This window comes from Streptomyces sp. NBC_00873 (assembly GCF_045207415.1).
Taxonomy (GTDB): Bacteria; Actinomycetota; Actinomycetes; order Streptomycetales; family Streptomycetaceae; genus Streptomyces.
The window spans coordinates 9,382,574-9,406,006 of record NZ_CP108803.1 but is presented as its reverse complement, the minus strand read 5'-3'; the positions used below and the strand labels follow the sequence as shown (position 1 = coordinate 9,406,006).

The 23,433-nt window shown below is 67.5% G+C and carries 16 protein-coding genes; 8 read left to right on the top strand and 8 right to left on the bottom strand.

The genetic code is table 11. The features are described 5' to 3' along the window. Nucleotides 1–694: 694 nt before the first annotated feature. From OH809_RS43705 to OH809_RS43680, 6 genes are all read left to right on the top strand, one after another. Nucleotides 695–3,208 (top strand): Helicase associated domain protein, encoded by a 2,514-nt coding sequence (locus OH809_RS43705; protein ID WP_406415191.1) that lies wholly within the window; start codon nucleotides 695–697, stop codon nucleotides 3,206–3,208. A gap of 200 nt (nucleotides 3,209–3,408) precedes the next feature. Next, the gene (locus tag OH809_RS43700) at nucleotides 3,409–6,498 is read left to right on the top strand and encodes an NACHT domain-containing protein (protein WP_406415193.1); all 3,090 of its coding nucleotides are present in this window, start codon (nucleotides 3,409–3,411) and stop codon (nucleotides 6,496–6,498) included. Nucleotides 6,499–6,877: 379 nt separating this feature from the next. Then, nucleotides 6,878–7,768, top strand: coding sequence for an ABC-three component system protein (locus OH809_RS43695; RefSeq protein WP_406424617.1), 891 nt, complete (start codon nucleotides 6,878–6,880; stop codon nucleotides 7,766–7,768). Further along, nucleotides 7,765–8,031: an ABC-three component system middle component 6 gene (locus OH809_RS43690; RefSeq protein ID WP_406415194.1), complete on the top strand. Its 267-nt coding sequence runs from the start codon at nucleotides 7,765–7,767 to the stop codon at nucleotides 8,029–8,031. The genes OH809_RS43695 and OH809_RS43690 overlap by 4 nt, the downstream gene beginning before the upstream one ends. Continuing rightward, the gene (locus OH809_RS43685) at nucleotides 8,021–9,760 is read left to right on the top strand and encodes an ABC-three component system protein (protein ID WP_406415196.1); all 1,740 of its coding nucleotides are present in this window, start codon (nucleotides 8,021–8,023) and stop codon (nucleotides 9,758–9,760) included. The genes OH809_RS43690 and OH809_RS43685 overlap by 11 nt, the downstream gene beginning before the upstream one ends. 283 nt (nucleotides 9,761–10,043) lie before the next feature. Further along, complete coding sequence (locus OH809_RS43680) at nucleotides 10,044–11,219, top strand: hypothetical protein (RefSeq protein ID WP_406415198.1); 1,176 nt, start codon at nucleotides 10,044–10,046, stop codon at nucleotides 11,217–11,219. A gap of 27 nt (nucleotides 11,220–11,246) precedes the next feature. On the opposite strand, the gene OH809_RS43675 is transcribed toward OH809_RS43680, so the two are convergent. Next, nucleotides 11,247–11,501: a hypothetical protein gene (locus OH809_RS43675; RefSeq protein WP_406415200.1), complete on the bottom strand. Its 255-nt coding sequence runs from the start codon at nucleotides 11,499–11,501 to the stop codon at nucleotides 11,247–11,249. Between the two features lie 44 nt (nucleotides 11,502–11,545). After that, nucleotides 11,546–13,174 (bottom strand): replication-relaxation family protein, encoded by a 1,629-nt coding sequence (locus tag OH809_RS43670; protein WP_406415202.1) that lies wholly within the window; start codon nucleotides 13,172–13,174, stop codon nucleotides 11,546–11,548. Nucleotides 13,175–13,857: 683 nt separating this feature from the next. Between OH809_RS43670 and OH809_RS43665 the strand changes: the two genes are divergently transcribed. Then, entirely contained in the window at nucleotides 13,858–14,292 is a 435-nt protein-coding gene (locus OH809_RS43665; protein WP_406415204.1) for a hypothetical protein, read from the top strand. 452 nt (nucleotides 14,293–14,744) lie between these two features. Here OH809_RS43665 and OH809_RS43660 read toward each other — a convergent pair whose 3' ends face one another. The 3 genes from OH809_RS43660 to OH809_RS43650 form a co-directional block, all read right to left on the bottom strand. After that, nucleotides 14,745–15,578, bottom strand: coding sequence for a transposase family protein (locus OH809_RS43660; protein ID WP_406415205.1), 834 nt, complete (start codon nucleotides 15,576–15,578; stop codon nucleotides 14,745–14,747). 72 nt (nucleotides 15,579–15,650) lie between these two features. Continuing rightward, nucleotides 15,651–16,106: a hypothetical protein gene (locus OH809_RS43655; RefSeq protein ID WP_406415207.1), complete on the bottom strand. Its 456-nt coding sequence runs from the start codon at nucleotides 16,104–16,106 to the stop codon at nucleotides 15,651–15,653. 214 nt (nucleotides 16,107–16,320) lie between these two features. Then, nucleotides 16,321–16,659: a peptidase inhibitor family I36 protein gene (locus OH809_RS43650; RefSeq protein ID WP_406384967.1), complete on the bottom strand. Its 339-nt coding sequence runs from the start codon at nucleotides 16,657–16,659 to the stop codon at nucleotides 16,321–16,323. Between the two features lie 110 nt (nucleotides 16,660–16,769). On the opposite strand from OH809_RS43650, the gene OH809_RS43645 reads away from it, so the two are divergent. Next, nucleotides 16,770–16,961, top strand: coding sequence for a hypothetical protein (locus tag OH809_RS43645; protein ID WP_406384966.1), 192 nt, complete (start codon nucleotides 16,770–16,772; stop codon nucleotides 16,959–16,961). Nucleotides 16,962–17,120: 159 nt separating this feature from the next. Here OH809_RS43645 and OH809_RS43640 read toward each other — a convergent pair whose 3' ends face one another. The 3 genes from OH809_RS43640 to OH809_RS43630 all read right to left on the bottom strand — a co-directional run bounded on the left by OH809_RS43640 (nucleotide 17,121) and on the right by OH809_RS43630 (nucleotide 23,433). Beyond that, complete coding sequence (locus OH809_RS43640) at nucleotides 17,121–18,476, bottom strand: relaxase domain-containing protein (protein ID WP_406415210.1); 1,356 nt, start codon at nucleotides 18,474–18,476, stop codon at nucleotides 17,121–17,123. A gap of 246 nt (nucleotides 18,477–18,722) precedes the next feature. After that, nucleotides 18,723–20,471 carry a pentapeptide repeat-containing protein gene (locus tag OH809_RS43635; protein ID WP_406415212.1) on the bottom strand — a complete coding sequence of 583 codons (1,749 nt, stop codon included), beginning with the start codon at nucleotides 20,469–20,471 and terminating at the stop codon, nucleotides 18,723–18,725. 298 nt (nucleotides 20,472–20,769) lie between these two features. Further along, nucleotides 20,770–23,433 (bottom strand): TniQ family protein, encoded by a 2,664-nt coding sequence (locus tag OH809_RS43630; RefSeq protein WP_406415214.1) that lies wholly within the window; start codon nucleotides 23,431–23,433, stop codon nucleotides 20,770–20,772.

The following is a 23,433-nucleotide window of genomic DNA, read 5'->3' as shown; positions in this document are numbered from 1 at the left end:
TATCGCTGCGCGATATGCAAGCGAACTGGGGTGCTTCGCACCCCAGTTGCGCTCCCGCTCCGCGAGAGCGCCAGCGGCACGCTCCGCGTACCGCGCCCGGCACAGCCGGGCCAGCCCCTCCGCTTCGCTCCACGGCCAACAGCAGTGAAACCGGGCCGCGTTGCGACCCGGGCCCGGGCTCCGCCCGACCCGGTGGCCTCCGCTGCGCTCCAGCCACCCATGACCCCGCGTCAACACTCGTGCGGTCAGGCGTACCGCGCTCCGCGCGGTACGCCCACGGGCCTGACGGCCCGGCAGCAGCGGAGGGGTGGTGGTGACGGGCAGTCGGGCGAGTGACTGAACGCGGGGGCCCGGCCACCCGAATCGGGAGAGCGGACTGAGGGGCCGTCAAGACTCCGGACTGGCTTGCAATAAGGCAAGACTAACAGCTTTCAGCCACGTTAGGGGGAATCTCGGCATTCGCGTGCTTCATTTTCGAGAGCGGGATAGAATCTGGACTCAGGGCACACCACCCCGGACCTCTCCGGGAGGTTATCGAGATCCATCCCACGGCCTGACCGGGGCTCCGGTGAGGCAGAGCAACCAGCCGATCGCGTCAGTCCAACCGTAGCCCTCGCGGCTCCTCTACGTGCAGGTTTCCCGTTTCCCTCCGCTCGAATCGACCGGACGGCACCCCAAAAGAAGGCAAACGAATATGTCGAGCACAGACCGCGCTGATCAGCGCGAGGCCGCCCAGCGAGAAGCCATTGACGCGGTGCTCCGTGCCCTCGAATTGCCTGCAAGATCACTTGTGCCCGAACGAGGGCTTCGAACGCAGGTGATCATGGCGACCGGGTCCGGGAAGACCCGGGTGGCGGTCCGCAGCGCGGAGGAGCTCCACGCGGGCCGTGTGCTGGTCCTCGTGCCCTCGCTGGACCTCCTGGCGCAGACCGAGGTCGCGTGGCGCGAGGGGGGCCGCAGGGGGCCGATGATCGGGGTGTCCTCGCTGCGGGGTGAGGAGGTGTCCTTCCCCAGCACCACGGACGTGGACGAGCTGGTGGAGTGGACCCGGGGCCTGGAGAAGGTGACGGTGTACGCCACGTACGCCAGCCTCGGTCTGGGCACGCTGGAGCGGGCGCACGCTGCGGGTTTGGCGGCTTGGGACCTGATCGTCGTGGATGAAGCCCACCGGGTTTCGGGCCGGATCGGGAAGCCGTGGGCGGTCGTCCACGACAACCAGAAGATCCCGTCCTTGCGCCGTCTGTACATGACGGCCACGCCCCGGCTGTGGCAGCTCGGGGACGAGGGCGAGGCTGGCGCACCCGGCGAGCTTGTCGCGAGCATGGACGACAATCCGGACGGGCCCTTCGGCAGCAGGGCGTTCACTTTGACGCTCTCGGAGGCCATCGACAGGGGAATTTGTGCCCCCTACCAGGTCGTATGCGTGGACGTCACCGACACCGCGCTCCAGGCCGCGCAGCTCCTGGGCGCGGAGGGCCGGTCGGCAGAGGTCCGCGGGGCGCGGCTCGCCGCTCTGCAGACCGCGCTGGTGAAGGCGTCTGCTGAGGAGGGCTTCCGCCGCACGCTGGTGTTCCACCATGTGGTGAAGGAGGCCGAAGCCTTCGCGGCCGGCCTCCCGGACGTCGCCGCGCAGCTGCACGCCAGTGATCCCGAGCTGTACCCGGCCACGATCTGGGCGGACTGGCTCTGCGGGGACCACAAGCCGCTCCACCGCCGCCGGCTCCTGGGTGAGTTCGCCGACGGGATCGCCTCGGACGGCACGGTGGTGGAGAAGTGCTTCCTGTGCTCAGTGAAGGTGTTGGGCGAGGGCGTCGACACGAAGAACTGCGACTCGGTGTACTGGGCGGATGTGCGCGGGTCGATGCCGGACCTGGTCCAGGCGGTGGGGCGGGCGCTGCGGATGCAGCCGGGCGAGGGGAAGATGGCCTCGCTCGTGGTGCCGGTGCTGCTCGGGCCGGGCGAGACGGCGGACAACATGCTGACGTCCCGGGCGTTCGGCGGGTTGGCCAAGCTCTTGGAGGCGCTGCGGGCGCACGACGCGAGGATCGTGGAGACCCTCGCGGAGCAGCAGGCCCCGAGCCGCTACGTCAGCAAGGACGAGAGCGGGAAGAGCACGGGCGGGAGCGGCGACGGCTCCAGAGGCGTCAGCGCCCCCGCCAAGGCCCTGCTGAAGTTCTCCACGCCGCGTGACCCGGCCGCCCTCGCGGCGTTCATCAACCTGCGGGTTCTCAACCCAGAGCACGAGCACTGGCGTCGCGGGGTGGAGGCCGCCGTCATCTTCGCCCGCGAACACGGCGACCTCCGCGTCCCGTTCACGTTCCGCGTCCCGGCCGGGGACGAAGCCGAAGCCGAAGGGTGGCCGGCCTCGCTCGCAAACTTCCCGCTGGGGCAGTGGACCGCAGACGCGCGCCGGTTCTACGCCCGCGGGAACATGGACGAGGACCGCGTCGCGCAGCTGGAGAAGCTGGGCATGATCTGGTCCCACTTCGACGTCGCGTGGGAGGAGGGTCTGACCGCCGCGCGCGGGTGGGCGGCCGAACACGGGCACCTCCTGGCCCCGCTGGACGCCGCGCACCAGGGCTACAAGGTCGGGATCTGGCTGAAGAACGCCCGCGCCGCCGCACGGCGCGCCCTGGACCTCGAACAACGCCAGGCCGAAGGCTTGCCGGTGGAGTCATGGGCCGGCGCCCTGACGGAGGAACGGCGCGAGCAGCTGGAGGAGATCGACCCGTCTTGGTGCCCGGCCTGGCCGGTGGAATGGCAGCGGGCCTTCCACCTCACCCGGATGCACCTGGAGGAGATCGGCGGCGAGCTGCCCACCGAGCCGGGCGACGTCGTGCACCGGGGCGAAGACCTCGGACGATGGGTGCGGGCGCAGCGGCTGGGCTGGGAAAAGCTGACCGGAGTGCAGCAGTGGATGTGCGAACAGGTCCTCGGGATCGAGCCCGCCAGCGAGGACGAGAAGCCGCCCCCACGCCGCACGCAGGCCGACAAGTGGGCGATGAACTACGAGGCCGCCAAGCAGTTCTACGAACGCGAGGGACACCTGCGCGTACCGAGGAAACACGTCGAACGGATCGTCGGCGAAGACCAGCAGGAGCGAGAGCACAAGCTGGGAGCCTGGATCGGCAACCAGCGGAGCAGGGCCGCGACGCTGACACCGGAACGGATGGAGCAACTGTCCAAGATCGGGATGCGGTGGACATAGCGCATGGGCGGGCACCTGCGGGGCAGGGCAGTGGGTCCCGGCCGCGTACGAGGGAATTCACGATCGTCCCGGACAGCGACAACAGCGCCGCCGTCTGCCCGCCGGCGACGAGAGAATGTTCCAGCTACCGGAGTGCAACGGACAGCTGTAGTCACCACCGTCTAGGCTCCACCCGTATCCGGAACACACGGGGGTGGCGGATGGATCCAGTGGTACTCGGTGGCAGGCTGGCCTCCAATCTGGTCGGCTCACTGATCAGGAAACTCTTCGTGGCGGACGGGCCTGGTGCTGGACTGGTCGACAGGCCCGTGCGGCTGAAGGACCTGGTCTCTTTCCGTGGTGAGAAACGCACGCTGGGCGAGAAGGACGTGCACAAGCTCGCGGAGCATCTCGTCCAGGAAGCGATCGACTCACCCGGCGAACTACCCTTTCGCACCCAGGAACGGGTTGCCGTGGCCAATGCACTGGCCCGAAGGCTGCTTGCCCTAGGGGATCTGGACATGAGCGATATCCAAGCCGTGCGGCTAGGTCAGCGGGAACTGGCGCGCACGTTGCGTCATCAGGGGCCCAAGCCGGATGGGCTGTCATCCGACGCTCAGCTCTTCCTCGACTCCGCGACGGAGTGGGCCTGCCTGCAGATCCTGGAGTTCTTCACCCGCCGCTCGACTTTCGTGGCTCGTACCCTGGTGGAACAGACCCGGACGCAGGCGGACCTCATCGCGAAGGTCGATGAGGTGCTCGCCCGTACCCCGCGCCCAGGTGCTCGGGACACAGCCTTCGAGCACGGCTACCTCAACTACGTCGCCAAGAAGCACGGCAAGCTCACGATTTACGGCATCGACCTCAGCAACTCGCCGGATCGCTGGCCGCTGGACGCCGCCTACCTCAGCCTGGACGTCATCGGACACGGGGGAGAACCAGACTTCGGGCTAGAGTCGGCCTCCCCCGTCTCCGCCCCTGCCCCCGCCGATCAGACGCTAGCCAACCACGACCGAGTGCTGTTGCGCGGGGTTGCAGGCTCGGGCAAAAGCACGCTGATCCAGTGGCTCGCGGTGTCGGCGGCGACCGGCCCCGCGGACCGCATGGCCTACCTCATCGGCCGGATCCCGTTCGTGCTCCCCCTGCGCACTCTCACCCGGCACGGCGAACGCCTCCCCTCCCCCGCGCACTTCCTTACCGCCGTCGGCTGCCCCCTGGCCGGCACGCAGCCGGAAGGCTGGGAGCACCGCGTCCTGACCAGCGGGCGCGGACTCGTCCTGGTAGACGGCCTCGATGAGGTGCCGGAGCCCGAACGCGAACGTACGAGGACCTGGCTGCGCGACCTGCTGGAGGCCTACCCCGGCAACCGCTGGCTCGTCACCTCACGTCCCTCGGCCGTGCGCGAGGACTGGCTCGCCGCCGATGGATTCACTGAACTCGGCCTCTCTGCGATGGGCCCATCGGATGTGGCAGCCTTCATCAGGCGCTGGCACCGGGCAGCCGCCACCGGCGCGCCTGACGAGGATGCTGCCCTGGCTGTCTACGAGGCCCAGCTACGCGACGCCGTCCGCACCAAGCCAGACCTAGGCCGATTCGCCACGAATCCGTTGATGTGCGGTCTGATCTGCGCCCTGCACCGCGACCGGCGTGGCTACCTCCCACACGGCCGTAAGGAGTTGTACGACTCTGCTCTCTCCCTGCTGTTGGTCCGCCGCGACCGCGAACGTGACATGGCGACCCCCGAGCTGAGCGAGGAACCCCAACTGCAGCTCCTCCAGCGTCTCGCCTACTGGCTCATCCGCAACGGCCGAACAGAGATGGACCGCAGCCGCGCGGAGAGCATCATTGCAGAGGTGCTCCCGGCGATCCCGGCGGCGCAAGTCCTCGGGGACGCGGACGCAGTGCTGCGCCACTTCCTGATCCGCACCGGCCTGCTCCTCTCCCCCACCCCGGGCACGATCCACTTCGTGCACCGCACATTCCAGGATTACCTAGGGGCGCGGGCGGCCGTGGAAACTGGCGACTTCGGCCTGCTGGCGGAGCACGCCGCCGACGACCAGTGGACAGACGTCATCCGCATGGCAGTGGCACAAGCCCGACCTCGTGAACGGGCCGAGTTACTCAATCTACTGACGGCCTCCGCGGACAAACGCGTCCATCTGCTGGCGATGGCGTGCCTTGAACATGCCACGGAGCTTGATCCGGCCATACGGCGCAGGGTCGAGGAGGCGACGGCGACGCTGCTGCCGCCCCACACGGACGCCGAGGTCAAGGAACTGGCACAGATCGGGCCGCTGATCCTGGAACTGCTACCAGGCCCGGATGTGCTGTCCGACGACGAAGCCGAGGCCGTAACGGCGACGGCAGCGCTGGTCGGCACGGAGGCAGCGGTGCCGGTGCTGGCGCAATACCGGAACCATTCCGCTGAGAGGGTCCGGACGAATCTGATGCGGGCGTGGCATCTCTTCGATGCTGAGGTGTACGCCGATGAGGTGCTGGCCCACGTCGACACCCACGACCTGTTCCTCTTTCTCACTTCGCCCGCGCAGGTGCGTACCTTGCCACGTCTCGGCGATCGGACACGACTAGGCATAACAGGCGACCATGATCCTGCAGACATCCTCGGGGCTCTGCCCGAACGGGTGGAGTACCTCGGTCTTTACGAGAACACCCTGCTGAACGACCTGCGGCCATTCGCCTCTCTGCCCTCGATCCACCACATGAACTTGGTGAGCTGTCCAGGAGTTGAGGATCTTCGGCCCCTGACGGAGATGAGGCTGACATCCCTGTCTATCCGGGACCTTGGCGGGACAGCCGGGCTGGACTACCTCACCACGCTCCAAGCGATCACCGTCATGACGCGTTTGCCGGACGGGTTGACCGCCCTGCCACAAGACGCTCCACTCGCCAGTCTGTCACTGGGCGAAGGCGCTATCACGGAAACCGGACTGCGAGGTGTGAGCACCTGGCCGACGCTGGAGAACCTCTACATCCAACAAGATATCGGCGACCTCGCCCCCAGGGACTGGGCTGAGATTGCCAGGCTCCCGCGTCTCAGCTCAATGAGCATCGCAGCTAAATACCTCCCCGGTCTTCTCTCCGCCCCACACCTGCCCAGCCTCAAGACCGTGTATGTGACGAGCATTCATGAAGACACTGACCTCACGCCACTATCCGGTACCTGTCCACAGGTCCGGACGGTCGGGCTGTACCTGGAACAGAACCCCACACGGCTAGTCCCGACTCTCTACCAGGCCTTCTTCCCTAGCGCCGAGGTCACGGTCCACCCCACCCGCCCTCTGCTCTTCTGAGGCAGTCCGGCACAGAGAAGGGGGCAGCGCTCGAAAGCGCGGCCCGAGAATTCCGTCCCGCCCGCCGCTGTGCGAGGTGACTCTCCGGACACCCGAGACGGAGGGTCGGTGCACGACGATCGGCGCGCTGGTCACGCTCTCCAACGTGCCCAGGGCCGGTTCAAGCGGCGAGTCGGCCCGAGGCACTAAGGGAGTGTCGCCGGTCCAGTTGATCCGGCCCGGGTCGCCGGGGCGGGTCGTACATCGCCCGGCCGCCGGCGCCGAACTGCCCCACAAGGGTGTATTCGATTGATCACTTGGCGCTACCCTGCTGAGGAGCGCAGGGGGGCGTATGCAGTACGAGCAACGGATGTACGCACGGCTGAAGTTCTTGGAGCTGATGGCCGAGCTGAATGAGACTTCGTTCGAGACCTTCTTCCATGACCTGATGTGTGCGCGCTACCCGGAGTTTTTGGACGTGCGGACGCACGGACGGCTGGGTGATCAGGGCTCTGACGGTCTGATGCTGCACGAGCACAAGCTGTACGCCTGTTACGCGCCCCAGACGGTGAGTGCCACAGAGATCAGAAAGAAGATCGACTCGGATCTGGCCAAGGCGCTGGCGAAGCGGCGCGAGCAGTTCGACACGTTCGTCTTCGTGCACAACGACCGCCGGGGCATGCATCCGGAGGTCGCAACGGTATTGTCCGAAGTCGAGCGTCTTCATCCGCAGTTACGGTTCCAGCAGATGGGCACGCGCAGACTCTGGCACGAGTGCATGCAACTTGAGCTCGCATTGGCCGAGGACGTTCTGGGCTGCCAGATACCGATCCAGCCGGTCGTCCACGGCATCGGCATGGAGGACCTCGCTCCGCTGCTCAAGCACCTGCGTGAACAGCGCAAGGCGGCCGATCCTCTGATGCCGCTGCCCGAGGTTGACCCGGGGAAGCTGGACTTCAACCGGGTGCAAGGGGAGGCCCGCGAGGATCTGCTGCGCGGGATGCGGCACAGTCACTTGGTCGATGAGTTCTACGCGGGCACGATCCGGGCGGTTGAGCACGATGAGGTGGCTCAGGGGTTCCGGCTGTACTACGAGCAGGTCCGGCGGGAGTGGCCGGACGCCGAGGACGTGCTGTGGCAGCTGGAGATGTACGTGCTGGGCAACGGCAGCGTGCCCCCTCGCATGCAACGAGCGGCCTGGGTGATCCTCGCGCACTTCTTCGAGCGCTGCGACGTCTTCGAGGCGCCGCCGGCGGACTGGACACCTTCCGGACTGGGGATGCTCGCGTGATCACTCCAACGAAGGGCATCGCGCCGGACAGGTGCCTGCTGGCGGTCGGTGCGCAGGTCCTGCTGCAGCTGGATGAGCCGCGGTCGGTCAGCCAGGCGTGGGCGCGGCTGAGGAAGTGGCGGGCTGAACATGGTCATCACGCACCGGTATCGTTCGGCTGGTTCGTGCTGGCCTTGGACGTGCTGTACAGCATGGGCGCGGTGGAACTGCGCCGGGACGTCCTAGTTGCGAGGAGTGTCAATGCTGCGGCGCTTGAGCGCTGACGATCGCCGGTTCAAGACCGCAGCATTTACGGCGGGAATGAATCTGATCGTCGCCGACCGGACGCAGTCTTCCTCCGACACGGACAGCCGTAACAGCGCTGGCAAGTCCAGCCTGGTCGAGCTGATCCACTTCCTGCTCGGGGCCCGGGTCACCAAGACATCCTTGACGTCGAAGAAAGCGCTGCGTGAGATCACGTTCAGCCTTGAGATGACGTGGCCGGATGCCGGGCCGTTGCAGGTATGGCGCGCCGGTAGCCGGCCCAATGTCGTGCATATCGAGCCGGACGTGAGCGTCGGTGATGACCGTCGGCCTTCGATATTCGACTTCGGCGGGCCGGCCGAGCTGGGTGTGGAGGACTGGAATCGGCTGATCGAGCGGGATCTGTTCCATCTGCGGGAGGATCATCCGGGTGTCAGCGGGCGCACCATGCTGTCGTTCTTGGCGCGTCGTGCCTCCTCGCACGGGTTCAATGAGGCCACTCGCACCTTCGCCCGCCAGGCGGAAGCCGATGCGACCACCAATCTCGCCTATCTGCTGGGGCTGGACTGGCAGCTGGCCAACGGCTATCGCGAGCTAGCCGCCCGCAAGGCCACCCGCACCCAGCTGCGCAAGGCCGTCAATGACCCTGTCTGGGGTCGCATCGTCGGGACCACCGCCGACCTGCGCGGCCAGATCACTCTGGCTCAGGCCCAGGTTGACCGGCTTCAGGCGCAGATCGCGGACTTCCAGGTCGTCCCCGAGTACGAACGGGTCAAGGAGCAGGCCGACGACGTCGCCCGGCAGATCAAGCAGCTCGCCCAGAACGACGTCATCGACCGCGACAACCTGGAAGAACTCCAGCAAGCCATCACGGAAGCCAGTGACGTCGATACCGGCTACCTGCGGCCCGTCTACGAAGAACTCGGAGTCGTCCTCAGCAACCAGGTACGCCGCCGCTTCGATGAAGTGCAGACCTTCCATCACTCGGTCGTCCGCAACCGCAGGCGCTTCCTCGACGCTGAGATCGCCGAACTCACCGACCGCCTCGAAGGCCGCCGCGCCGAACGAGCCCGCCTGGGCGAGGAACAGTCCCGCCTGCTGCGCATCCTCAACGACGGCGGCGCCCTCGAAGCCCTAACGGCCTTGCAGCAGGCCCTGGCCCGCGAGCAAGCCACGCTAGAAGCACTGCGCCACCGCTACGACGCCGCCCACACTCTGGAAGCCAGCGCACGGCAGATCACCGCCCAGCGTCTGCAGCTACAGCAAGCCGTCACCACCGACCTTGACGAACGCGCCGAGCAGACCGCTGAGGCAACGCTGCTGTTCTCCCAGTACGCCCAACGCCTCTACGGACAGGGACGTGAGGCCTACCTTGCCATCGAAGCCGGCCCAAACAGCCTCCAGATCCGCCCCCACATCCACAGCGACGACAGCCGCGGCATCAGCAGCATGGTCATCTTCTGCTTCGACCTGACCCTTGCTGTCCTCGCTCACCGCCACGGCCGCGGCCCCGACTTCCTCATCCATGACAGCCACCTCTTCGACGGCGTCGACGACCGCCAACTCGCCGCCGCCCTCAAACTCGCCGCCGACGTCACCCGCGAAGAAGATCTGCAGTACATCGCCACCTTCAACAGCGACGACCTCGATAAGGCCACCCGCCGCGGCTTCGACCCCGCCCCCTACGTACGGCAACCCCACTTGACCGATCGCCTGAACGACGGCGGCCTCTTCGGATTCCGCTTTTGACCGCGTCCGCTGCCGAGGCCCCACACCGAGTAGCGGCAGCGTCAGCAGTCGCCGCTGGGGCGCGGGGCGGGCATCGATCGGCCGCCAGCACCGAACAGCACCAGCTGCGTCTGCAGGCAGACAGTGTCGAGCTCGTCCTGTACCCAGCCGGTGATGTCGAGCAGCCGGTGTCCAGAACAACCTTGTTGAAGCCTCGGGGAGATGAATCATGAGTAATGGGGAGGGCCTCTGGGTGGGAGGCCATCAGGTCAGTCGGCTACGAGACGGATGGGGCCCCGAGCTGGTGGCTGCCTTCACGGACGACATGTTGCACATGCGGTCCGTGACAGCTCGTGAGGTGTACGGCCCTGACGCTGATGACGTCGATGAGTTCATCGAGCGCTCCCTCAGAGGGGCAGGCTCCGTGGTCTCGGAACGGCTGAGCCTGCTCGATTATACCGAACAGGCCACCATCGAATTCCTCGATGCGCTGCTTGACGATGAGCGCTCCCAGTCAGGGCTGGGTCCGCTTCTCCAGGGTCAGCCAGACCCCCGGGAGGAAAAGCGCTCCTACTTGGCCGGTTACACCGCACTGGACTGGATCAAGAACCTCGGAGCTAAAGCATCCAACCCACCTTCCCATGAGATAGGCGGAGCCTCCTGGCTGCTGAACATGCTCGAGTACTCCGAGCCGGGATTCGCTCTCAAAGCCGCCCTCCTGGGGCTTCCCGACGCGGAAGTCGTATTCATCCTGGACGGGAACCAGGTCGACGACGTAGCCGATGACCCTGATCTCCTGCACCTCTGCTCTGACGCAGCAGAGGCCGTGCACGCACAGTCTGCCGCGCATGCCCCCATAGTCGTTCTCACTGAAGGGCATAGTGACGTCGCGATCCTCGAGCCGGCATTGAGTCTGCTGTACCCACACCTCACGGACCTTGTGCGGTTCATGGACTACAACAACAACCCACGCGGGGGCGCGGGCTCGCTGGTTGTCACCGTGCGTGCGTTCGCTGCGGCACGCATCGCCAACCCCGTCGTTGCACTGTTCGACAATGACACCGGCGCCCAGGAAGCCCTCCGACCTCTGGCCCAAAGCTCCCTACCGAGCAACATCAAGATTTTGCGCTGCCCACCCCTTGAGCTTGCGAAGTCCTACCCGACGCTTGGGCCACCGACCGCCGAGGCACCGATGGGCCGTATATCGATGGCGGACGTCAACGGGCTAGCAGGGTCGATCGAGCTCTACCTGGGCCGGGATGTCCTGTCGCTTCCTGACGGCAGTCTCCGGCCTGTCCAATGGCGCAGCTACAGCGAAGGCAGCAAGCAGTACCAAGGTGAAATCACCGACAAGAAAGCCGTGCAGCAGGCATACCAAGAGAAGCTGGCACGCGCTCAAGCAGACCCTTCTGTCATCGCCAGCCAAGACTGGACTGGCATACGCGCCATCCTGGACATGGTCATCCGTGCCTTCGACTGAGTCAGGCTGTCAGGAAGTGTCGCCGGTCTAGTCGAAGCGAGCCGCATCGCCAGGGCGTGGGTCGTAAATGGCCCGGCCGCCGGCGCCGAACTGCCCCAGCTCGGTGGAGAGCGCGACGCCGGTGTCGACCTCCTCCTGCGTCCAGCCGGTGAGTTCGAGCAGCAGGCCGTCCAGCGGCCCGCCGACCAGTTCGGCGTAGCGCCGGTTCGGCCGCGGGCCCGGGTGGTCGTGGTTGGCGCCGTAGACCCGGCGGCGTAGCAGCTGCTCGTCATCACGGTCCATCCGTTCAGCCTGGCAGCCGCCACTGACAGTCGGGTGCGGTCGCGTCACCTGCGGAAGCGGGAGAGCCAGGTTCCGCCGGCCTTCTGCTCGGGCAGGGCCTGGCCCTGCTCTTGATGCCGGTGCTCGTCCGGCCAGGCTTGCTGTACGTCGGTGACGAACCGCCGGTCGCAGTCCTCGCACAAAGACGGGCGGGGCTCTGGGGGAACGCCCCAGCCGACGCGCTCGATCGCCTTCCACCGTTCGTCGGTGAACGTGGCACCGCAGTCGGTGCAGACAGGACGACGGGCCTCACGCTGGAAAATCTGCTGCTCTGCCCCACCACGCACCGGCGCAGGATGAGCCTGTGCGCCGACCGCTTGGCCTTCGGCGGCGACGGCCCTTTGCTTGCAGTCGTCGCACAGGTGCGGGTGGGTGTCCTTCGGGGCTCCCCAGTCCGTCGCGTGAGCCGCCTCCCACCGTTCGTCGGTGAACCTCGCCCCGCAGCCGGTGCAGACGGGACGGCGGGCCTCACGCTCGGCTGCCTTCTTCGCAGCCTGCTCCTGGGCCACCCGCCGTACCTGTGCCTGGTACTCGTCCTGCCGGACCTTGGCCTCTTCCCGGGCACGGGCATCGGCCGCCTCACGACGGGGATTGCCGATCGCTTCCCGCAGAGGCTGCATGTGGTCGCGGCCGAAGCGGAGGAAGACCGGTCCGGCCGGGCCGTGCTCGCGCAGGTTCTGCAGGCCGGTCGCGATGATCGGGATCCTCCCGTCGTAGTGGTGGTAGCCGCCCTTCTGCCGCTCCCCCTGCCACAGGTGGCGGGTCAGCTCGCTCAGGCGCGGGACGGTGCGGTTGGGGTTGCGCTCGCCGATGTGGTTGAACACCAGCAGGACGGGCGGGTGCGTCGCATCGCCGGACCAGGTGGCCGGAGCCGTCCAGCGAGTGCGCCACATCGGGCGCTCACGGCCGTCGGTGTCCTTCACCCTCCGCCGGAAGAACCGGGCGTACTTCTCCAGCTTGTCGGCAAGCTCCTCGGCGGTCTCGTGGCAGTTGTCGACCTCGATGAACAGCAGGGGCACCTGGTCCTGCGGGGCGGTGAGGACGATGTCTGCCTGGGCGCCGCCCTTGCCGGGTGCGTTCCAGGTGCCGGTGGCGGGCAGCGGGACCTCGGTCCAGTACGAGGCGATGGTGCCGATCCCGGGCGGCGCGTCGACGGCGGCCTGGGCGGCGGCGCGGACTTCGGCCGGGTCGTCGGCGAGCTTGGCCAGGTTCGGCTTCGGGCGCAGCATCGCGATCACGGTCTCGTTGACGGCCATCGGGTGGGAGGCCCCGCTGGAGCCCGCGCCGCGAGCGGTGGAGCCCATCTCCGTCACCGGGTGGCGCAGCTCGTAGGAGGCGGCCTCCAGGCCCTTGGCGGTCAGGTTCCGTAGCCTCTCCCCCGTCTCGGTGGAGCCGCCGTTCTCGGCGAGGTTGTGCTTGCGCATGTCGGAGAGCGCGCCGGTGTGCGAGGCGGTGCGAGCGGTCTTCTGCTCGGACAGGGTCTTCTTGTCGGTGTGCCTAAAGCTCAGGTGCGGAGCGCCGATCCGCTGGATCTGATCAGCCGTGGCCACCTTCAGCACTCCAAGCACCCGCAGCACGTCACCGCGGAAACCATTCGTCGACCCCGCCGGGTTGTTCTTCCGCTTCCCCGCCATCAGCTCTGCTCCCTCGTCACTCGCGACCGGCCGCTGGCCGACCGCCGCCGCTGGCCGCGCCCGCCCGGGGAGGGCGTCCGGGCCCCCGGAACCCGATGCTCTCCTCCCATACGGACATCAGGAGGAGAGAAGAGGGTTGTGACGGCGCAGTTTTCACGCCGATTCCCGGCCTGACCAGGGACTTTTCCCCGACCCCGGGTGCCGGGCACCAAAGTGGGTCCCCAAGTGCCCTCCGAAGTGGGCACCCAAGGAGCCCCCTTCGGCTTGCCCGCCACAGGCCGGCCTTCCGGCGTGATCGGCCCGAGCGTTGTCGCTGCCCGGCCTTCGGGTGGGTGGTCGTCATCGTCTCGTCTCCTTCGCTGCCCCGGCCCGGGGCGTTGATCCGAAGGAGCAGCGTGCAGGGGCACCCCTTGGCCGCAGTCTGACGGTGGCTGGTAGCGAGGCAGGTCAAGGGGAAACGCGGCGGGCGCGGCCGGGCGGCGGACCCGGACAAGGGGTCGGCTGCCGGGGCCGGCTTTCAAGTCGTCAGCTGGACAAGGGGGCCGGGTTTGCCCCTGGCAGCCCGGTTCGTCCCATCCCGTGGAGCAGGGAGAAATCTCTGGGCCTCTGTCCACAGGGCGACCGCCCGAGGCTGCTGGGAGTCGTCGCGATCCGCGCGGCGACCGACAGTTGAGGAGACCTCCATGCCGTACCTGATCCCGTCCCGTACCCCGCTCACCCCGGAACAGGTGGGGCGCGCCTTCGACTTCTTCCTGGCCCTGCAGACGGGCGGCGGGGGCAACGTCACCGGCCGCGCGGACGCCGACCCGGAGCTGTCCTTCGTGCTGCTGCGGCTGGCTGAGGACATCGTCCTGCCCGCCACCGCTGTCTCCAGCGACTGCGAGCTGACCGCCGACTCGTTCGCCCTGGACGAGGTCGGGTGCATCCTGCTGTCCGTGCTGCGGGACTGGGCGAGGGACTCCCCGGCCACGGCGGCGCTGGGCATCGCCCGCAGCATCATCCGGTTCACCGCGAACGTCATCCCGGACCCCGACGATGCGGACACCGCCGGCACCTTGGAGACGATGCGGGACGAGCGCCTGGCGATGGCGGCGGCCTTCTACGGTACGCACCAGTAGCCGCGCGCCGGATGGCTGGAGGGCGGGAGTGGCGCGCATCCACCCGGTGCGCGCCACTGGGTGGCGTCCACTCGGTGGCGTCCACTCGATCCGATGGCGCCCACTCGATGGCCTCCACCGATGGACATCCACCCGGTGCACGATGCGCGCCGCGGATGGATGTCGGGTGGGAGTGGCTCGCATCGGGTGGGCTCGGTGCGGTGTTCCGGGTGGGCCGGTGCGGCGCGTTTCCCCTTGACACGGGCCTGTGTCAAGGGGAAACGCGGCAGGGTGCATTGGGGTGGATGCCGAGCATCGTCACCGGCGATGTTGTGCACTCCGGAACGATGTCGTGCATCCATCCGGAGAGTGAGCCCCCGCCAACTTGACGCCGCAGGCCAAAGGGCTGGTGTGATCAGTTCTGGGGGTGCTCGTGCTGGTCGCGGGCGGGAGTCCGCGGAGAAGATCATTTGTCAGCGGTTGACTTCAAGGTTTGTCAGGACGAGCAGGGCGCACAGGAGTTGGGTGGCGCGGGCGGGGTCGGTGCGGAGTTTGGTGAGGGTCCGCCAGTTCTTGAGGTGGGCGAAGGCGTGCTCGACCGGTGCGCGTCCGACGGCGAGGACGCGGTTGGCAGTCTTCTGGCCGGAGGTGGGTTTGTGGGTGCGGGTGGCGGTGTAGCCGGTGACGATCACGGGGTCGAGGATGTCGTTGTCCAGGCCGCGGAAGCCGAGGTCGGCCAGTGCCCCGAGGCCGGCGGCACGCAGGTGGGCCAGGATGTGGTCGTGGCGGGCGGCGGTGTTGTCGTGGGTGCGGCCGGGCCGGGCGGCGGATATCCAGATCGGGCGGCCGTTCTCGTTGGTCAAGGCGAGGAAGTGCAGGCCGTGGCTGTGGTGCTTGCCGGAGTAGTTCCGTCGGTCGGCCTTGCCGGTGCGACGCTGGGTGCGGATGAGGGTGCCGTCGATCAGGACCACCTCGCCACCCTGCCTGGCGAGCTTCTTCAGGGCGCGATCCAGGCGCGGTGCTTGGAGCGCGAGCAGTCCAAGCAGTTCGTCGCGCCAGCGACGGACGGTGGATTCGGACACGTTGTTGCCGCCGGCCATGTCGGCCAGGCGCTGGTCGTGGCGCAGCACGGCAAGGACGATCACCGCGATCTTCCCCGGCGGCAGGATCCGCCACCTGGACTGAATCGCCTTCAGATGGCGCCTGAGCAGATCGGCGAGGTAGTTGACGGTGCGCGTGGACAGCGGCAGGCGGCACTGGTAGGTAAGCGGGCAGGTGTCCTCGGCGCGTTCTTCGGTATTCGTCACACAAGTCCAACAGCCGCCGGGGGCATTCTGGTTACGCCCGTGCAGCACCGTTTCGCGCGTCGGGGTTCCTGGTTACAGGCGGATGGTGAACCGGCCGTCGGGCAGCTTCCGCAGCCAGCCGCGATCGACGAGTCGGACCAGCTTCCCGCGCAGCGGTTCCAGCTTGGCACGCATGCTGACGTCGATGCCCAGGCCGTCGCCGACCTGCCGGGCCTTGACCGGTCCTGCCGCCTCCCGCACGGCGGCGAGGATCCGCTGATAGTCCCGCGGGAGCGTGGTCTCCTCCATACCCGGCTCGCGGTGCGGAATCAGCATCACCGCCTGTCCGCCAACCTGCCCCGGCAGCGGCGCGGCCGAGGCGCGCTCATCGGCGAGCTGATCGCTCACCCGCTCAAAGACTCGTTCGGCGCCGGCGAGTTCGTCCCGCTCTGCCCGCACCTCCGCCAGCTGCTTGGCCAGCCGTTCTTCGAGTTCGTCCAGTTCCGCGCGCCGCGCGGTGATCCGTTCCAACAACTCGGGATCCAGCATGTACCGGATCGTAGAGGGCCGCCGAGCCGCCGCGAGTAAGAACCGGACGGTTCGGCTCCCTGTTTCTGCTGCTACCCGCGTCAGGCCAGCCCGTGGACCACGAGCCGGCTCTGCTCCCCGTCAAAGAGCCATGTGCCGCCTGGCCCGTGCAAATGCTGCGCCGCACCTCCGCGACACCAGCCTGTTGCGGCACCTTGGCACCCACGATCAGGTTCTAGTTGCAGTTAACGTCCCCTACCCACAGGGAGCTGATGTTGTCGTTTCGGTTGTACTGGGAGGTATTTCCCTTCCAGTTCCCTACTGGCCACTTGTCCCCCCAGCTGAAATAATCTGTGTACGTGCAGACCAACCTGCCAGTCCTGTTCCATACCGAGGAGACTTGGTTGTCCAGGTTGAAGTCGCCCAGGTCATTGGTGCCACTCCGGAAGTACGCCGCTTTGCCAAGTCCGTTGTCGTGCTCATAGACGCAGAACTCGCCGACCTCGCAGTTTCGCCACGGTGTCTCGGCGGCGGGTGCCGCTGCTGCCGCTGGTGGGGTGAGCGCTGCGGACATTGCCAAGCCCGCTGCAGCGGTGAGGGTGAGGAGGGAGCGTCGCATCGACATTAAAGAATCCGCCTTTAGTCGGGAACATGTAGCTTCCTTCCGGCCACTAGAGCAGCTGGATGCCGGGAACCATATGCGAAAACAAGCCTTTGTTGCGGGCTGATGCGTCTCCCTGGGGGCCGCCGGTCGAGCACGGCTTCACCCACCTCAAGAACTGGCGGACCTTGACCAAACTCCGCACCGACCCCGCCCGCGCCACCCACCTTCTGCGCGCCCTGCTCGTTCGGATGAAACTCGAAGTCAGCCGCTGACGGAGGATCTTCTTCGCGGAGTTCCGCCCGCGACCAGCACGAGTACCCTGCGATCCGATCACACCAGCCCTTTGACCTGCGACTTCAAGTTGACGGAGTCTCAGTGCACGGCATTGTCGGTGGGCATCGGCCGCATCGAGTGCGCCGCACCGGGTGTGCTCAGCGGCCGGCTTCTGGCCCGTGGTGTCGGTCCGGCTGCTGGGGGCGGTGCGCGCGCTGGTCGTCCTCGCGCACCGGGTACGGTGCGGCGGTGTCCTCCCGGTCGGCGTAGCGGTTCATGGTCTCGTGGGCGTGGTCGGCCGCTTTGGCAAAGGCGTCCTGGAGACGGCGCAGTCGTTCGTCGGTGAGATCGAGGACTTCCACGTCGGTGCGCGACGCCTTCAGGGCTCGCAGTGCCGTCAGGTCGATCCCCGGTCGTGGCCCGGCCTCCGGCTCCTGGTCGTCGTGCTCGGGGTCGGCGTCCCGGTGCGCGAGCAGCTGCTCGGACATCGCGGCCTGCTGATGCGCGACGACGTCGTACGCCCGGCCCCGCACAGCGGTGGCGGTGGCGGTGGCGGTGCGCAGCTTCTCCCTCACCACCGCGCCAGCGAGGACGGCCCGGTCGTAGCTCAGCGGGAGGCGGGGTATCTCCCCCTCCCCCGCGTCCTGGCCCGGGGGCCGGGGCGCAGCCGACGTACCGGGATCGGCCGGGGGTTGCTGATCCGGGTCGGGCGCGGGAGCTGGTGGGCGGAGCCGGGCGGGGAGGTCGGAGAGCGCCCACCGGGCGGTGTAGAGGCGGTAGCCGGGCTCCAGGCCGCGCGCGGTCTTCGGGTCGCTGATGTCCAGGCAGTGCGCGGAGATGGCGGCGGCCACGATCCGGTCGTCCAGGCCGGGGTCGCGGCGGCGGCCGCGAAGGACGAGGGCGAGGTGGCGGCGGGCTTCGGCGAGCAGGTGCCGACGGTGGAACCGGCCGCCGTCGTTCATCACGAACACCGTCGCAGTGACGTCGACGGCCGCCAGGGCGACGTCGACCACGGCGGCGACCCGGGCCCAGATCGCCGCAGCCGCGGCACGGGCGTACTCGAGGAGGGAGTTGATGACGTCGACGGCCACCCCGGAGGTGGCAATCGCGCTCTCCTTCCAGTCGGCGCGCAGCTGGGCAAATGACCGGGCCTTCTTCTTGGGAGGGCGGGTCATCTTCGCCGCGATCCCGTTCAGCTTGGCGCGGGCCCGCTCGGAGACCACCGGCAGGAAGCGGGGCTCGCCGTCGTCGTCGACGGCGGTGACGTACTCGTGCTCCAGCTCGGCGAGGCAGGCGGCGATCTGGTCACTGCGCCGGGAGGTCCAGCGGATCAGCTCGTGCGGCACCCCGGCAACCTCCATCACGGGTCGGCGCCCCGGGGTGACGGTGCGCGGCTCGGTCGCCAGCCCAAGCGCCTCGCAGACCTCAGCGGCCACGGTCTCGTTGTAGAGCGCTGAGGCGGCGACGGTGTTCTCGTGCAGGGCCGTGGTGTGGATGGAGCTGTGGGCTCGCATTCGGAATGTCCCGTTCCGGCGTGCCGAACAGGGCCTTCTGAAAAGTCTCAGTTGCGGGACAGGGCGTTTCCGTCTCACCCCAGTGTCCCCTTTTACTCGTCGCTCAGCGCCCCCTGTCGGGTCCGCATGGAAGGTTTCAACCTGGGCACTGAAGTTCCCTGCGGGACGGCTCGTGGGTGGTTCGTGCGCACTTTGTTGGCTCTCTGGCCGCGGTGTTTTGACAACCCCTGGCTGTGGGGCACTGGATCAGCGTTTGACACGGTTGCGCACAGCCAGGACTGCCAGGCCCAGCAGGACGGGCTCGACCACGCGTGAAGCCATCTCAACGTAGGTGCCAGTGGTTGTGAGGTCCTCACCGGAGGATCGGAACACCACCGAGTTGAGCGTGACGTTCAGGGCCTTCTCGAAGCGCTCGCCGGTGAACTGGACCCCAGTGGGATTCTGAGGGTCCGCCTTGTCGATCTCGAAGGTGATCCTGCCTCCGCCGGGCGGCACAGTGCCCGTGGCTTCCTGTTTCGGAGACTCTTGAGGGAGCCCGAAGCCCATCAACAGCAGGATGGTGATCAGCATAGCGAAGGCAAGCCATCCCAAGGCTCGCAAACCGCGCAGGCCATAGCCGGACAGCAACCAATAGCCGTGCAAGAGTCCGCGTTCAGCGCGTGTGGTGCCGATGCGGTCGTGGCGGCGCATCTCCATCTCGCCGTAATAGAAATCTGCCGCCCCCGGCTCGTCCTTGCGGTCCTCGAACGACTTGCGCAGCGCCCGGTACACCGGAGCCAGCTGTGCCGGCCCAACGCTTCCGGCGCCGAACACCGCCACGTCCCAACCCCGGACTGCTTGCGGTTGACGCGCGCGCCAGTGGTGCTCTTCAGCGAGGGTGCGGCGCTGGGTGTACTGAGCGGGGCGCCACCGCCGTCGCGGCGGGACCTCGGCGAAGGGACAGATGCCCTCCAACCGGAGCTGGTCCAGATGCACTGTCCCGGTGAAAATGCACTTTGACAGTTCGACGTCGGCGAGGACCAAGTGGGCGGCGTCCACCCCGCGCAGTGAGGCCATCCGCACCCTGGTATCGGGCGCGTCGGCGAAGGCTTGTTCTGCCACCACCCGTCCATAGGGGAGACCGAAGGGCTCGTCCTCCCAGGCGATCGTGAGGGGGTACTCGAAAACCGCGTGGGCGAAGTCCACTGTGGCGTAGCGCAGACGCAACTCAGCCGCTGACGACCATCGGGTCCGCCGACACTCAAGGTGACGCGCGGCGATAGAGAGGGTCACCGGGCTGGTGAACACGGCGCCAGACAGCCTTATCCGCCCGGCGCACACCAGCGGCCCGAACCGGGCGACACGTTCGAAGGTCGCGAACCCGAACTCGGCTTCGCGCCCGAAGGCCGCCGCCCCGAAGCGGGCGTCACCCTGGAAGGTCGCCGACTTGAACCCTGCGACAATCTCGTAAGTCGTCGACTCGAACCCAGCGTCGCCCTGGAAGACCGCCGACGTGAACCAGGCTTCGCGCTTGAAGGCCGCCGACTTGAAGTCGGCATTGCCTTGGAAAGTCGTCGACTCGAACCCGGCGAAGAGCTCGAAGGTCGCCCGTGTGAACTCGGCCTCGCGCTTGAACGTCGCCGACCCGAACCCGGTGTATCCCTGGAAGGTCACTGACCCGAACCAGGCCTTGCGAACGAAGGTTGCCGACTCGAACCGGGCGCTAAGCGCAAAGGTCGCAGATACAAATCGGGCAGCGCGTTCGAAGGTCACTGATCGGAAGTCGGCTTTGCCTTGCAGGGTCGTCACACCGCCTTGCAAGGTCGCCTTGCCTTGGAAGGTCGTTGACTGGAAGTTGGCATCACCTTCAAAGGTCGCCGACTGGAAGTTGGCGTCGCCGAGGCGGGGGTACCCAGTAGCGGGGTCGCGAAGGGCATCGAGGAGAGCTTCAAGAAGGGGCTCGGTAAAAGGGGTGCCGCAGTGGTTGATGTCGGTACCGGGGGTCAGGCTGGTCAAGTAGGCGGTACGCTCCGCATCGGATAGATGCGCGAGGCACACGGTGTGTCCGGGAACGTGGATGCCGCGGCAGCCGACTGAGTTTGCTGCTGGGACGGCGCCGTGGCCGCAGTGAGGCCAGTGAAGCGGGGCGGGACTTGCAGACGTCATGTCTCAAGGACGATCGGCGTACCCAGGCAGTTGCCGAGGCGGCGCAAAATTCTTCGGAGCGCCACTGATGGTCGCACTGAGATGACTCGTGCGCTGGAGACCTCTCGTGCGGTCCGGCACCACGGTGCGGTGGCGCGGAGTACCGCATTCACAGAATGCGGTACAGGCGTTCGGTGTCCTCGGGGCGGACTCCGAGTTGATCGGCCAGAGGAAGGGCGGCCCGGGCCACACGCTGCCCGAACTCGGTGAGCTGCATGGACCGGCCTTTGGATGCGCGATCAACGAGTTGACCGCCGAGGTCCGCCTCCAACTGCTTGAAGGCCTTGTTGACCGCAGTCCGGCTGAGGCCGTGTTCGTCGCAGGCGGTGGCGAACATCGGGTAGCCGGCGACGCGTAGGAAGATCCTCAGTCGGCGGAGGTGGTAGTTGTTGCTGAGTACCGGCTGAAGCAGGGGGTCGGCATCGCCGAAGTCGTGAGTGGGGCGGCTGAATCGTCGCTGGCCCTTGGGGTCGGTGGGGCGAGTGAGTTTGTGGGTGCGGAGCCATCGCATGATCACGGTGAAGCTCACGTCGGCGTCGTCGGCGATGTCCGTGATGGTGCGGTTGAGCTCGATGTACTGGGTGTGGAGCCATTCCGGGTCGGCCTTTCCGCCAGGGCAATGGTTGTGCCGGGGCAGGCCGTACTCGTCCACGAGCGGGGAAACGTCTCGGGGGTGGAGTCCTCGGTCTTCAGCGATCTTCTGGAAGGACTGGCCCTGCTGCACGTAGAGGTCTTCCAGGAGGTCTTCGGGGATCAGGCGGCGGGCCGTCTGGAGTCCGGTCTCTTTCCGCCACTCGGATCGGTTGTTTCGGCTCCGGCTCCGGCCTTTGCGTGCTGTGCGGGAGTTCGCCCGCGTGACCTGTTGTGCAGGGGCTGGGTGGTTGATGAGGGCGAGGCGGAGGATTGGCAGGTCGGTGCCGAGGGTCTTGGCGATTTCTGCGGGGCGTTCTCCGGTTGCCACCCGGCGGTGAAGATCTTCGAGATCGAGGTCTTCGGGGCCGGGCCAGGGCAGGTCGAGGCCGTGCAGGAGTTCGGTGGGGGGCTCCCAGGTGAGTGGCTCGCCGAGCACGCCGCTGCACGCGAGGAACTCGTGGGCAACACGGTCGAGGCCAGCCAGCAGGTCGGGGGTGAGCAGGAACGGAAACCGCTTCAAGGTCGTGTTGAACGCGTGTGAGGGCCCAGGAGATCCAGGGAGTTGTTCATACGGTAGGCCGCTGATGCGTTCGAACAGGAAGGACCGGGCGTGCTGGTGGCGCCTGCCGTATCCGGGCTGCAGCAGGGCGTCGTTGCACACCTGCTTCCACTGGGCGGCGGGCAGCAGGTGGGTGTAGTCGAGCTGGCGGCGGCGGGCGTAGTCGATGGGAACGTCGTGGTGGTCGAGGTAGTCGGCGAGCCGGATCAGGGCGAGCTGGATGCCTTCCCATTGCGGCGCATCTCGTAGTGCCTGCAGGACGTGTGTGGTGACGGGCTGTTCGATGAGGCCGTGCAGGTATTTCTCCGAGGCGGTGGTGAGATCGATGGGGCTGTCGACCAGCATGAGCGCGACGGACAGGGCGGTGCCCAGATTCAGGCGTACGCCAGGGTCGAGGCGGACCTGCCACGTTGGCCAGAGCAGGGCTGGGGTCTTGGCTGCCCGTCGGCGCACGGCCGCGGTGTCGGCCGATGGACTTCCCGGCCTGGGGGCGGCGATCCGGTAGCGCAGCTGGTCGGTCTGTCGCATTCGGGGGGCGAGGGACGCGGCATGGGCGGTCCGCAGCATGGGGCTGCTGTAGCGGGCCCACGACTGGGGTGCGGTGGGGCTGAGCCAGCGGTCGCGATCTGCTGCCACGTCCGTCAGCAGCTGCATTCGGGCGCCGGCCTGCCGCAGGTCGGTTTGTCGCAGCACCGTCCAGGCCGCTGTGACACTCGCGGCGGTCACCGCGGCGTTGTATATGGCCTTGCGCTCCGTGGTGGGGAGTTCCGTGACGGCGGTCCGGCACAGTTGGGCCAGGTCATTGGGGATGAGTTGAGCGAGCTGGTCGGCGGACAGGACCGTCAGTGCACGCCTGCCGAGGGCTTTGATGTCGGCGAGAACGTCCAGGGCGGGTACCTCCGCACTCCGGTATACGCCGAAGGATCCGAGGCCAGCCTTCACGGTGTCGGCCAGGTCCTGCTGCGCACGCAGGGCCGGATGATGGGCGGCAAGGAGGGGGACGTCGACCTCGCTGAACGGGAACAGGCACCGGCGGCGGGTACCGGGATCATGCCGGCTGAGATGGCCGCATCGCCCCGGGGAAGGGATGTCGGTGCCCGGATAGGCGACCGTGCGGGGGCGGGCGCCGCACCGCGGGCAGGTGTCGGCCAGCAGTCGACGATGTGGGATGCACGCGTACACCCAGCCGAGCCGCCAGGAAAGCTGCCACCGGCCGCCGTTCTCCTTGAGGCACTCAGGGCAGTACCGCGAGCCCGTCCCGGTGCCGTGCTTCCAACTGCGGAAGTGGTCCACGTTGCGCCGGCCGCGGTCGACGAGTACGGCCCGCTGATCGAAGTGCGCGAGCGTCATCGCACGGAGGACGGTTTGTGGGATGCCGGTCGTGGCCGCCACGGAGTCGGCTTCCTCGTCTTCCAGTAGGACCAGCCAGGGCACGCGCCACACCCAAGCACGTTTGTGCAGGCCCACGGCGCCCAGCAGGTCCGCCAGTGGAGCACGGAGCTGGGCGGCTGCGGCTTCGAGCCACGAGTCCATGGCCTCCCCGGGCAGCGGGGGAAGCCGCAGCGGCAGTGTCCGCGTCAC

Excerpts from the sequence above, each read along its gene's own strand:
- OH809_RS43705 (WP_406415191.1), top strand. The coding sequence starts at position 695 with ATGTCGAGCACAGACCGCGCTGATCAGCGCGAGGCCGCCCAGCGAGAA.
- OH809_RS43700 (WP_406415193.1), top strand. The coding sequence starts at position 3,409 with ATGGATCCAGTGGTACTCGGTGGCAGGCTGGCCTCCAATCTGGTCGGC.
- OH809_RS43695 (WP_406424617.1), top strand. The coding sequence starts at position 6,878 with ATGGCCGAGCTGAATGAGACTTCGTTCGAGACCTTCTTCCATGACCTG.
- OH809_RS43675 (WP_406415200.1), bottom strand. The coding sequence starts at position 11,501 with ATGGACCGTGATGACGAGCAGCTGCTACGCCGCCGGGTCTACGGCGCC.
- OH809_RS43670 (WP_406415202.1), bottom strand. The coding sequence starts at position 13,174 with ATGGCGGGGAAGCGGAAGAACAACCCGGCGGGGTCGACGAATGGTTTC.
- OH809_RS43665 (WP_406415204.1), top strand. The coding sequence starts at position 13,858 with ATGCCGTACCTGATCCCGTCCCGTACCCCGCTCACCCCGGAACAGGTG.
- OH809_RS43655 (WP_406415207.1), bottom strand. The coding sequence starts at position 16,106 with ATGCTGGATCCCGAGTTGTTGGAACGGATCACCGCGCGGCGCGCGGAA.
- OH809_RS43650 (WP_406384967.1), bottom strand. The coding sequence starts at position 16,659 with ATGTCCGCAGCGCTCACCCCACCAGCGGCAGCAGCGGCACCCGCCGCC.
- OH809_RS43645 (WP_406384966.1), top strand. The coding sequence starts at position 16,770 with ATGCCGGGAACCATATGCGAAAACAAGCCTTTGTTGCGGGCTGATGCG.
- OH809_RS43640 (WP_406415210.1), bottom strand. The coding sequence starts at position 18,476 with ATGCGAGCCCACAGCTCCATCCACACCACGGCCCTGCACGAGAACACC.